Annotated in this window: 10 protein-coding genes; 2 read left to right on the top strand and 8 right to left on the bottom strand. The window is 47.7% G+C overall.

All coding sequences use genetic code 11. The features are described 5' to 3' along the window. Positions 1 to 40: 40 nt before the first annotated feature. The 4 genes from yqiA to nudF are packed head-to-tail and all read right to left on the bottom strand — an operon-like array spanning position 41 to position 2560. Entirely contained in the window at positions 41 to 631 is a 591-nt protein-coding gene (yqiA, locus tag FC652_RS09785; RefSeq protein WP_176298420.1) for an esterase YqiA, read from the bottom strand. A gap of 1 nt (position 632) precedes the next feature. Next, positions 633 to 1457 carry a 3',5'-cyclic-AMP phosphodiesterase gene (gene cpdA / locus FC652_RS09780; RefSeq protein ID WP_176298419.1) on the bottom strand — a complete coding sequence of 275 codons (825 nt, stop codon included), beginning with the start codon at positions 1455 to 1457 and terminating at the stop codon, positions 633 to 635. An 18-nt stretch (positions 1458 to 1475) separates the two neighbouring features. Then, positions 1476 to 1925, bottom strand: a complete 450-nt coding sequence (locus FC652_RS09775; protein WP_011078693.1) for a DUF1249 family protein — start codon at positions 1923 to 1925, stop codon at positions 1476 to 1478. Further along, positions 1925 to 2560, bottom strand: coding sequence for an ADP-ribose diphosphatase (gene nudF / locus FC652_RS09770; RefSeq protein ID WP_176298418.1), 636 nt, complete (start codon positions 2558 to 2560; stop codon positions 1925 to 1927). Before nudF ends, FC652_RS09775 begins: the two co-directional genes overlap by 1 nt. A 227-nt stretch (positions 2561 to 2787) precedes the next feature. Between nudF and tolC the strand changes: the two genes are divergently transcribed. Next, positions 2788 to 4110, top strand: a complete 1323-nt coding sequence (tolC, locus tag FC652_RS09765; protein ID WP_176298417.1) for an outer membrane channel protein TolC — start codon at positions 2788 to 2790, stop codon at positions 4108 to 4110. Between the two features lie 111 nt (positions 4111 to 4221). On the opposite strand, the gene hldE is transcribed toward tolC, so the two are convergent. The 3 genes from hldE to FC652_RS09750 form a co-directional block, all read right to left on the bottom strand. Beyond that, positions 4222 to 5652 (bottom strand): bifunctional D-glycero-beta-D-manno-heptose-7-phosphate kinase/D-glycero-beta-D-manno-heptose 1-phosphate adenylyltransferase HldE, encoded by a 1431-nt coding sequence (hldE, locus tag FC652_RS09760; RefSeq protein WP_176298416.1) that lies wholly within the window; start codon positions 5650 to 5652, stop codon positions 4222 to 4224. 53 nt (positions 5653 to 5705) lie between these two features. After that, entirely contained in the window at positions 5706 to 8558 is a 2853-nt protein-coding gene (glnE, locus tag FC652_RS09755; protein WP_176298415.1) for a bifunctional [glutamate--ammonia ligase]-adenylyl-L-tyrosine phosphorylase/[glutamate--ammonia-ligase] adenylyltransferase, read from the bottom strand. A gap of 105 nt (positions 8559 to 8663) precedes the next feature. Then, entirely contained in the window at positions 8664 to 9920 is a 1257-nt protein-coding gene (locus FC652_RS09750; RefSeq protein WP_176298414.1) for a methyl-accepting chemotaxis protein, read from the bottom strand. A gap of 117 nt (positions 9921 to 10037) precedes the next feature. On the opposite strand from FC652_RS09750, the gene FC652_RS09745 reads away from it, so the two are divergent. Next, on the top strand, positions 10038 to 10790 hold the full coding sequence (locus tag FC652_RS09745; protein ID WP_176298413.1) for a potassium channel family protein: 753 nt from the start codon (positions 10038 to 10040) through the stop codon (positions 10788 to 10790). A gap of 33 nt (positions 10791 to 10823) precedes the next feature. On the opposite strand, the gene FC652_RS09740 is transcribed toward FC652_RS09745, so the two are convergent. Next, positions 10824 to 12341 (bottom strand): inorganic triphosphatase, encoded by a 1518-nt coding sequence (locus FC652_RS09740; RefSeq protein WP_176298412.1) that lies wholly within the window; start codon positions 12339 to 12341, stop codon positions 10824 to 10826. Positions 12342 to 12370 lie beyond the last annotated feature (29 nt).

Genomic DNA, 12370 nt, shown 5'->3' with positions numbered 1-12370 from the left:
AATTATGAGCCCCTCCTAATCCTGTCTCTGAGTGGTAGCGTTATAAACCAAGAAAGTGAATGATTCGCTCTGGATAGCGTTCAAAGCCAACAAAACTATGATCGCCTCCCTCTTCTACCGTTTGTGCAGAACCTGCGTACTTTTCCACTGCCTGACGGAAGTCCAGCACTTCATCTTCGGTTTGCTGCAATAGCCAGAAAGATTCTGGATTCGCGACCTCTTTTACCTCAAGCGCTTTCAATTCGTCAATATGACGCGCTTCGAGTGTATAGCTTTCATGCGTATATGGGTTAGTTTGTGGCCCTAGATAGTCAGCCAGCAGCTCATATGGCTTCACCGCCGGATTGACAACCACGGCGCGAAAGCCAAACTCGGCATTGAGCCAAGTTGACAAATAACCACCGAGCGAGCTCCCCACCAAACCAATACGATGAGTGGTTTTATGTTGTTGAACGATCTCTAGCAAACACTCTGCAGCCGCTTGCGGAAAACTCGGTAACTGTGGCACCACAACCTTGATGTCGGGTCGGTGTTGCTCGCAATATTCACGCATCAGATTGGCTTTCATTGACAATGGCGAGCTGTTAAAACCATGAATGTACAGCAGCAGTGAAGGCTTAGGATGGCTCATATCAGTAACCACTTGAGGTAAAATCAGGTAAAAAACTGCCTGAAGCTAGGCGTTGCACTTGAGTGGTGATCTCACCATTGGCATGCAGTGTTAATTCGCGCCAACCGGGCGAAACCGTGTCGAGCGCAAAATCGTCAGATTGCGGTTTGAACTGAACACATGTCGATGGGGTTGCCATCACACGGATGCCTTTATGCATCACATTCATATCCTGATGAACATGACCACACACAATACCTTTCACCATCGGAAAACGTTCAACAATTTGCCAAAACGCCTCTGCATCTTTCAAGGTATGCTGATCTAACCAAGCACTGCCGACCAGCAGTGGATGGTGGTGAAGTAAAATTAAGGTGTTTTTCTCTGGCGACGCCTGTAAATAATGCTCCAGCATCGACAACTGTTGATCACTGAGGCGACCATGTGGCACACCGACGACTTGGGAATCCAGCAAAATCAGTTGCCAATGAGGATTAAGCGCCACCTGCTCCGGCGTAGTAATTTGGGGGGAAGGTAAAACACTCGACATATTGGGTTTATAGTCGTGGTTACCTGGCAACCAAAAACAGGCTTTCTCTAGTGGCGCAATTCCGTCAGCAAAACGCTGGTAGGAGGCCGCACTATGGTCTTGAGAAATGTCACCGGTTGCTAATAGATAGTCAAACTCAACATGGCGCGCCATCACTTGCTCGACAACGGCCTGAAAACTTTGGAGTGTTTTAACACTCAGCAAACTGCCCTCATCTGATGCAAAGAGATGAGTATCCGTAATCTGTAACAGCTTAATACTGTTCTCGCTGAGCGTATCACTGGATGTATGTTGCAAAATGAAAACCTGACTCTGTTATTCTTCTTTAAATGTTATTGGGGTTCGGCTAATACCGCTTTTTAAACAAAAGGTCAGCCACTCGCCAAGAAACGCATTCAATTGATGCTTTTCATCTTTCTGCATCAACTTTTCATTTGGGTAGTCGTATTTCGCTTTGAATCGAACATGCTCACCACTCGAGAGCACTTCCGCGACTCTGGCATCGTGATAAAGCCTGACAGACATCGTAGGTAAAGGAAATAACGGTATGTCATCACTCTGACATATCTCCACTATGGTGGTGTATTTTGTGACCTCTTTCACTGTCATTTGGTAGATCATGTTTACAACTTGATAACAGCGAACATCACCCACTTCGGCGTTGAACGGCAGCAAAGCGTTTAATTTGGCATAATTGGTTTCATAGGTTCTCATTAACCCTGCCAAATCAACATAATAAGGTTGTTTTGCTGCTGCTAAACCCATCACTCAATCTCCAACCACTGTGACTTTAACTGCAAGTGATTTAACTCTAACCATTGTAAGGCGATAATTGAGGCACCATTCTCGATTTTGCCTTGTTTGACCAAATCGTAGGCTTGCTCACGTGTCATCACATGCACACGGATATCTTCATCTTCATAGTCTAAACCATGAATGCCATGCGCTTTAGAGGCATCCACTTCACCCACGAAGACATCCAACTTTTCAGAGCAACCACCAGCCGATGGGTAATATGAGACTACCGATTCAATCTGGCCAACGTCTAACCCAGCTTCTTCGATTGATTCTCGACGCACAACCGCTTCAGCCGATTCATCACGGTCGATCATGCCTGCGACAATTTCAAGCTGCCACGGTTGCTTGTGCTCCAGTGCCCCAACTCGAATCTGCTCAATCATCACCACTAGATCACGAATAGGATCATAAGGAAGCATTGCAGCAGCATGACCACGTTCAAACATTTCACGTTCGATCACATTGCTCCACCCACCGGCAAATAACTTATGACGGAAGCGGTACTTGATCATCTTGAAGAATCCCTGAAAGAGTGGCTCTTTTGAGAGAACCTCTACATCTTCTGGAGTAAAAACAGCGTGTTGTTTGTCATCCTGTTGCATTTCGCACCTCACTGAGTGAATCTTGTAGTTTACTCACTGTTTAAACATGACTCAAAGGACATTGCTCAACTTTTTATATAATTGTTCTAATATTTTTTGGCTTTAATTTTTTATTTATTGCACAACTGGACAGCTAAAAATAAAAAGTGCAGAATTTAGGGCAAATATCCAGCAACTTGAGTTAAACTCTTGAGAATTAATCAAACTATACATGGCGAGAATGGAAAATGAAAAAACTGCTTCCACTACTTATTGGTGCAGCGCTAGGTAGCCTGAGTTCATCTGTGTGGGCTGATTCCTTGGCAGAGATCTACGATCTGGCAAAGCAAAACGATCCACAGTTATTGAGCGTCCAAGCTAAACGTGACGCCGCATTTGAAGCGGTCACTTCTAGCCGTAGTACTTTGCTACCGCAAATCAACTTAACCGCTGGGTACAACTTAAGACGCGGTGATACGGATCTTGATGCTGGAGCAACGATCGATAACGACCAAAATGCGTTAACTGCGGGGATTAACTTTTCTCAGGAACTGTACCAACGTTCGTCTTGGATCACGCTAGACAACGCGGAGAAAACGGCTCGTCAAGCGGATGCTTCATACGCAGCGACGCAACAGGGGTTGATCTTAAGAACCGCGCAAGCGTACTTTGAAGTGCTAAAAGCACAAGACAACTTGGAATTTGTCCGTGCAGAAAAAGCGGCGGTTGCTCGTCAGCTAGAACAAACCAAACAACGCTTTGAAGTGGGCCTGTCGGCCATTACTGACGTGCATGACGCCCAAGCGCAATACGATGGCGTATTGGCAGACGAAGTTCTGGCCGAAAACAGCCTAACCAACAGTTACGAGACTCTGCGTGAAATCACAGGTCAAGAGCATAAAAACCTGAACGTATTAGACACCAAACGTTTCTCAGCAAGCCGTTCAAACGCGTCCGCTGAAGCACTGATTGAAGAAGCGCAAGAGAAAAACTTGAGCCTTCTATCGGCACGTATTAACAAAGACATTGCCAAAGACACGATTTCCTTGGCTAGCTCTGGCCACCTACCGTCATTAACCTTGGACGGTGGCTACAACTACGCAGACGTGAGCAGCAGCACAAATGACGGAACGACTAACAACTTCAATGTTGGTGTAAACTTAGTCGTACCACTCTACACCGGTGGTAATACTAGCTCACAAACCAAACAAGCAGAGTTTAACTACGTCGCGGCCAGTCAAGATCTTGAAGCCACTTACCGTAGTGTCGTGAAAGAAGTTCGCGCGCAAAACAACAACATCAATGCATCGATTGGTGCACTGCGTGCGTATGAGCAATCTGTCGTTTCTGCGCGTTCAGCATTAGAAGCAACCGAAGCGGGCTTTGATGTCGGCACTCGTACTATCGTGGATGTCCTTGATGCCACTCGTCGTCTTTACGATGCCAACAAAAACCTATCGAATGCACGCTACAACTACATCTTGAGTGTACTGCAACTTCGTCAGGCGGTGGGTACACTGAGCGAGCAAGATGTACTCGATGTTGATGCCGGTTTGATTGCGAAAAAGTAATCGAAGCCACAAACGCATAAAGAGACACACGCATAAAGAAAAGGGTGACAGCAATGTCACCCTTTTTTGTCTCATTTGATGATGTGAACCGCTCATTGAAAAGCGATGTGATTAACCGCGTCCACCTTTAATTGCATCAATGATCTCTGTCGTGGAACAGCCATCTTCAAAGTTCAGTACTTTGACTTCACCACCCGCGGCAATCACTTCTTTGCCACCAGCGATATCTTCTGGCTTGTAATCGCCGCCTTTAACCAACAGATCCGGAAGCACTTCTGAAATTAGACGTTGTGGCGTGTCTTCACTAAACGGCACCACCCAATCCACAGCGCCTAAGCCCGCGAGCACGGCCATACGACGATCGGTTGGATTCACAGGGCGGCCAGGACCTTTAAGGCGCTTCACCGACTCATCGGTGTTCACGGCGACAATCAGGCGGTCACCCAACTTCGCTGCGTTATTTAAGTAAGAAACATGGCCAGCATGAAGGATGTCGAAGCAACCATTGGTCATGACCACTTTCTCGCCTTTGGCTTGCGCTGCTTTCACCGCATCAATCAGTGCCGATTCTGTCGTCACACCAAAATCGGTATCACGGCTGCCATGAATGGCTTCTGCTAACTCGATGGTCGATAATGTTGAAGTACCTAGCTTACCGACTACGACGCCCGCCGCCGCATTAGCCAACGCACATGCTTCATCAAGCGGTTTACCGGCTGCAACCGAAGCCGCCAAGACAGAAATTACCGTATCACCAGCCCCTGTGACGTCATACACCTCTTTCGCCAATGTTGGCAGGTGGAATGGCTTCTGGCCTGGACGAACCAATGTCATGCCATGCTCACTGCGCGTCACCAGCAGTGCGCCCAGTTCGTATTTTTCAATCAAGCCTAATGCCTTCTCGACTAAATCATCGTCGGATGTCACTTTACCAACTACCGCCTCAAACTCAGACATGTTTGGTGTGAGCAAGGTGGCACCACGATAAGGTTCAAAATTGGTGCCTTTAGGATCAATAAAGACTGGAACGTTAGCCGAACGTGCTTTCTCGATAAGCAGCTCAACATGCTCCAATGCACCTTTAGCATAATCCGACAGAATCACCGCTTGCACATTGGGTAAAGCGCGCTCCATACGAGTTAAAATTAACTCAGGATCGGTGCCTTCAAATTTGTCTTCAAAGTCTAAGCGAATCAATTGTTGACCGCGACTCATCACACGCAGCTTAGTGATGGTTGGGTATTCAGGGAGCGCCACAAAATCACAACTCACCTGCAACGAACTCAGTGTTTCCGCCAGCACTTTCGCTTGTTCGTCAGCCCCTGTCAAACCCACAATATGTGCATGGCCACCCAATGACGCAATGTTCATTGCTACGTTTGCCGCTCCACCTGGACGCTCTTCATTGTTCTCGACTTTTACAACCGCGACCGGTGCCTCTGGTGAGATTCTGCTTGTTGGCCCATACCAGTATCGATCGAGCATCACATCGCCAATGATGAGAACACCTGCATTGCTGTAATCAGGTAGGATTGGTTTCATTCTAAGTCTCCAATATTTTTTCTGCGCTGAGTGTAACACAGCCTTAATCGGGTCTAAATAGTTGAGGATTCAAGCCACTCTTGCCAAGCTTTGCTGACCGCTTGACGCAATGGCATAAACTTATCCAACGCCACATCCGCGTCCAAATTGAGCAGATTACGATGATGTATTTCATCACGCATGGTAGTGTAGGCTTGTACCAGAAGCATGGCTTGTGCTTCTTCCATTACCCCTTGAGCGATCAAGGTTTCGAAAATACGGACGTTATCACTCCACTTAGTCAGCTTGGGCTTTTCTGCACTGTAATTCAACACTAAGTACTGAGCCAAAAATTCAATATCCGTAATGCCACCTTTATCTTGCTTAAGCATAAAGCGATCAGATTTTTTCCCGCCAAGGTGCTCACGCATTTTGGCACGCATCTCTACCACCTCTTTTTGCAATCTAGCTTGCTCGCGAGGTTTGGCCAGTACTTGGTGGCGCACTCGGTGAAACTCGCTGGCAAGACGCTCATCGCCATAAATCATGCGAGCCCGCACTAACGCTTGATGCTCCCACGTCCAGGCATCGTTATGCTGATATTCTTCAAAAGCATCAACGGGGCAAACCAACAACCCAGAAGCACCAGAAGGGCGTAAGCGTGTATCGACTTCATACAAAATGCCCGACGCCGTTCGCGTTGAGAACAGGTGGATAATGCGCTGCGCCAAGCGCAGGTAAAACTGACGCCCATCGATCTCTTTCTTACCATCGGTATAGACATTCGCAGGGCAATCATGCAGGAACACCACATCCAAATCGGAATTGTATCCCAGCTCCCAACCGCCCACTTTGCCATAGCCGACCACCGCAAAGCCTTTACCCTCGCGATCTTTAAGGTGCGTTGGTTCGCCATATTTTTCAGCCACCTGTTGCCAAGATTGATGCACAACGGCTTCAACAATCGCTTCTGCCAAGTAGGTTAAGTGATCACTCACTTTCATGACGGGCAAGACACCCGCGATGTCTGCCGCGGCAATGCGTAAGCTACAAATCTGTTTGAACTGACGCAGCGCGTCCATCTGCTGCTCAACGTCGTCTTCAGGGATCCGCGCCAGAAAATCACGTAATTCGGTGCGATAGGCATCAAGTGCAATCGGGTTGTACAACTGCTGTGGGTCAATCAGTTCATCCAACAAAATAGGATAACGCGCAAGCTGCTCAGAAATCATCGGGCTTGCCGTACACAAACGCACAAGCTGGGTTAATGCGGCAGGATGCTCATCAAGCAGTTCTAGATACGTGGTTCGAGTGGCAATGCTGTACAGCAAATGCAAAACTCGCGGTAGGCCAAATTGCGCATCGACATCAGCAAAGATAGCTGAGAAAAGCTTCGGCATCAGTCGATTGAGTACTTCTCGCCCACGAGGCCCTAAGGTTTTCTTCGCCAAATCAGCTTTAAACTGAATAATCTGTGCTGACATGATCGTGACATTTTCGCATGCTAAATCGTTCTGAAGAATCTGCTCAATCACTTCTGGATTATGTGACATATCCCAAAGCTCATTGAAGTGACGCGCTACTGGACTCACTTCGTCTTCTTCATCACCAATTAAGGTGGCAAATACCGCATGAACATTGCTCATGTGCCGCTGAACATCCGCCAACAAGGTTTGCCACTGCGAATAGCCCATCGCTACCGCTAAAGCGAGCTGTTCCAGCTCTGCATCGGGTAGGGTTTGGGTTTGCTTGTCTGCCATCGCTTGCAGCAGGTTCTCAAGTTTCCTTAAGTATTTGTATGCATCCACGAGTTGGGTGACTTGCTCGGATTCAAGAAGCTGCAATTGTCTGACGGCTTCGAGTGTGACCAGTAACCCCCGTTTACGCAAAGAAGGTTCACGTCCTCCACGAATCAACTGAAAGACTTGAGCGATGAATTCGATTTCACGAATGCCCCCCGCCCCCAGTTTGATGTTGTTGCTTAAACCACGACGACGTACTTCACTGCTGATCATCGATTTCATCCGACGCAGAGATTGAATGGCACTGAAGTCGATATAGCGGCGAAAAACAAACGGTCTGAGCATCTGCCTCAGCTCTTGGTATTCGGGGTACATTTCGCGCCCCATCACCCGCGCTTTGATCATCGCGTAGCGCTCCCAATCACGCCCCTGCTCTTGGTAGTAATCTTCCAACGCCGCATAACTCATCACTAATGGTCCACTTTCGCCAAACGGGCGTAAGCGCATATCGACGCGATAACAGAAACCATCGAAAGTTTGTTGATCAAGAGCTTTGATAATACGCTGTCCAAGACGAGTAAAAAATTGTGCATTGGCGATGCTGCGTCGTGCACCTTGTGTCTCACCATTCTCTGGGTAGGTAAAAATCAAATCGATGTCGGAGGAGAAATTAAGTTCGCCACCTCCCAGTTTCCCCATCCCAATGATTAACATCGGTTGTGCTTCCCCTTGCGCATTCATCGGGGTACCCCATTCCTTGCAGCACAACTGATATTGCCACTGATAGGTTTCAAAGATCATCGCTTCTGCCAACTCAGAAAGATGGCTTAAGGATTCTTCAAGGCTCCACGCTTGAGTGAAATCTTGCCACGCGATGTAAACCATCTCTCGATTGCGGAACTGACGTAAAATGCGATGCCCTGCTTGTTCATCCGTGCATTGGGCAAGTCGCTCCGCAAGCTGCGTACGGTAGTGCTCTTGTCGACTCGGATGCGCTAGCATCTCTGGCAGTTGCTCCGCGAATTGCGCATCACGTTGTAGCGCCTCAACGATAAACCTACTGAGGCCTGCAATTCGTTTAAATTGCTCGACTCGTGCTTGCGGCCAGTGTTCAAGATAACCAGACTGCTGGGCATTTTGCATTGCCAGTTCAGCGACGGGGATCAAAGGGGATGGCAGCGACATTTTTCTTCCTTGTTCTTGTTGAGCGGTTGTTCCTATTTATATCAGACTTGCTGCAATAAAAAACGCCCACATGAGTAATGTGGGCGTTTCATTGTGACTAAAGCCTTAGACTTTGAAGGATTTGATTTTCTTATCCAACGCTTCTGCATTGCTTTGCATCATTTCCGAGGTTTCCAGCAGCTCACTGACCACTACCACGGAAGCTTCAACCAGTTCGCGTACGTTAGAGAGATTCTGATCCATTTCCGCGGCAACACTGCTCTGCTGGCCAGCCGCGGTGGCGATTTGGAAGTTCATCTCATTGATGCTGGTTACCTGACTGACAATGCCATCTAACTCGTTACCCGCGTTGGACACTAGCTCAACGCCTTCCGCCGCTTGCACCACACTCTTTTCCATGAGGTCAACAGCACTGCTGGCACTGGTTTGCAATTGAGAGATCATGTCTTGAATCTCTACCGTTGCCGTCTGGGTGCGCTGAGCCAAATTACGCACTTCATCCGCAACCACCGCAAAACCACGGCCCGCCTCACCGGCACGCGCGGCTTCAATCGCGGCGTTGAGCGCCAGCAAGTTGGTTTGCTCTGAGATACCTTGAATGGTACCAACCACACTACCAATCGCACCAACTCGTTCTTCCACTTGGTTGACCGCTTGTGCGGAAGAGGAGATGTCTGATGAAAGCTGACTCATTTTTGATACGGTACCTTGCAAGAGCTGTTGACCTTTTTTCGCTTGCTGTGAAGCTTGCTCAGTCAAACTCGACGCATTGTTGGCATGATCGGCCACAGTTTGCACCGTCGAGGTCATTTCGCTCATCGCCGTCGCCAGTTGATCAATCTCATTGAACTCTTCTTGCGCGGACTCTTTGGTTTCCGACATGCTCAGCGTCATCACCTCGGTTAGGCCCGACAGTTCATCAGAGGCGCTGATCTGCATCTGAATCATATCGTGTAACTGCTGGCGCGTTTTTTCTAGCTCACGCGCCACATCACCGTATTCGTCTTTACAAGCCATACCAAAAGGCACCGAAAGATTTCTTTGCGCCATCAATTTGATCGCGTCATTTAAATAGCGAGTTTGACGTAGCATCACGCTTGCGGCGGCCATGAGCAGCACCACAAACACAATGATCAGCAAACCCGTTTGCCATGCCACTTGCACCAAGTACTCATCGTAATGCTGTTGCGCGAGTTGCTCGTTTTGCGTTGCTGCCAACAAAGCTTGGTAGAAGGTGCTCGCGTCCCAAAGTTGTTTACCAACAATCAAAACAGTACTAAACACCATCAGCAAAATCATTTTAGGAACGAGGCGAATGTCAGAGATCGCCCTTTCCCAGGGCTTAAAAGCCAGCTTTTCCATTGTTGTTTCTCCACCAGTTCTTTTATAGTCGTATCAGGAAGATGTCGCCTTTGGGCACCTTGCTATGATGCGTTGTTGCTTTAAACGCTCAACCTAGCCATTTATTTCGAGCCCCGTATGAATAGTAATGATATCAAAGAGAACACCAAACCGATGAGTCTGTTATCACTAATCTTGTCTTTTATGGCGCTATTTGTGATCTCTGGCTTACTGTTTTTTCCGTTAGACGCAGAAACCCGACAAGTTCTTATCGGTCTTGATTTCATAATCTGTAGTATTTTTCTCATTCAGCTCAGCGTAGATTTGATCCGCACCGCAGATAAGCGTCAATACCTCAAAACACATTGGATCGATATTCTCGCCAGTTTACCTATGATTGAGCCACTTCGTTTTGCTCGTTTATTTCATATTTTACGCGTAATTCTGGTTTTGCGCTCTTCGCGCTTTGTTCTTCATCAGCTCAAGGAAAACCGAAAAGAGACCACCATTGCAACGATTTTACTATTACTTGTGGTCTTGGTGACCGTCGGCTCTGGCATGATGCTGTTTATTGAAGGGAAAAACCCAGCGTCAAATATTCAAACCGGAACAGACGCCCTTTGGTGGGCATTTGTGACAATTTCGACCGTGGGTTACGGCGATCATTATCCTGTGACAGAGGGGGGGAAGTTACTGGCGGTGGTGATCATCATGAGCGGTGTTGGCCTTTTTGGTATGATTTCCGGTTTGATCACCTCGATTCTGACCACACCGAGCCAGCAGCAAACTAATCGCTCCATTAATAAAGAGAAGATGTTGGAAACCCTCCTTGAGCAACAGCATGAAATTTTAGAGCGGCTGAAACGGCTCGAAGAGGATCAAAAAAAATAGGGCGTATCGCCCTATTCTTATCTCAATTCATCATTAATGACGCCAGTATGGATCGGCTTCCACGCCAATAGCGCGTGTTTGATCCATCGCATGCAACATCGAGCGCTCCTGACGAACCAACCAGCGCTCCAGTTGATCTTTTTCTTCACCTTCGAGCTTATCCACTAGCGGGAGTAAATGACGCAGCATTAAGAGATCGTCAATACCATGGATCAAATCCGCCCAAGGCATGCGAAAGCTATTGCGCTCTTCCGCATCATACAAGCTGGCAAAACCTACTCCTGTATAGAGATTGCGCATCAAACGGTAGCGCTGATCAATGTACTCTTGCGCAGACATCTTTCGCTCAGACGGAAAGGATTCCATGAGTTCTGCCCATGTACGATCCAACTGCTGCACAGAGAAGTCTCGAATCGCACTGGCCATTTTCTCTCGCGCTTTATCGTCCAAAAATGGCTGCCACCCGCGAGTTAAGATCCAACGACTCAGATCGAGCAGCAATCCGGTATAACGAGCCCCGGTAAATAACGACAACACTTCTTCACGATTCGGCAACTGCTCAAACTGTTGCGTAAGTTCCGCCACTAAGAACTTGCGCGCATCCAACTTACGCAGCACGTTACCTTTGTCGTCTAACAACTCCGTTAAGTGCGCGTGCTCTGACAACCACGCAAGTTCTTCTTCTAGCCATTTAAGCTCTTGACGCAGAATGGCACTGGCACGTCGTGGCACCACGCCACCATAAATGGCTAAGGTTTGGCGAATAAAACCGATGGCGTGACTGATTTCGTGCAACGCTTCCACCGATTCGCGTTCCACATAAATTTGCTCGTGATAGTGCCAATGGGAAAGGGCATGCTCGAGCGAGTTAATAAGACAATATTCGGCATTATCCATTTTGCCCGTATCCACTAGGCTCAATGGTTTCACTTCGTCGCCTTGGTAACCTAAAGCCAAGCGATAACCTTTCGCAGCTTTACTTAAATTGCCTAAACGCATGCCGCCAGACTCACATAAATGACGAGCAAGGGTAAATAAAGCATCAGTTTGGCCTGATTTCAGTTCTAACTCCACCTCACAGATGGGATCTTGCTTATCCTCTGCGCTCACCATTCCTTGGTCGAACGCCACTTCGACTTGGCTACCATCGGGCATACCAATCAGCCATTGTTCTCGTGTAAAGTTGGTGGAAAACAGCGCCATCAATTCCGATTGCAAGGTGTCGATATCTTTACCTTGTGGCCAAATATCACCAGGATGTAAATGAAGATTCGGTGTATTGCAGGTATGTTCAGCGTTATATTCAGGCCGTTGATGTAAACCAGCAACCACGCGTCCTGCCGTTTTGACTGTTTGCACGAAAACATCATCAAAGCGGCGTATCCGTAAGCCTGTATCGTGTTGGCGAAGCCAGTTGTCTGGCGTATCAAAATAGGTGTTTCCTAAATCGCGACAACTGTGCTGAAGTACTTTGGTTTCGGCGATTTTTTCGCGCAAAGTTTCTGAAAATTCAGGAGAAACAAAAAACTTCAGTTCTATCTCGGTTTCCATAGTTATACCTTATCAAGCAGACAGGGACA

Origin of the sequence: Vibrio sp. 05-20-BW147, assembly GCF_013369385.1 — a bacterium.
GTDB lineage: Bacteria > Pseudomonadota > Gammaproteobacteria > Enterobacterales > Vibrionaceae > Vibrio > Vibrio floridensis.
The sequence above is the reverse complement of the archived record's forward strand: the minus strand, read 5'-3'. Positions and strand labels throughout refer to the sequence as shown.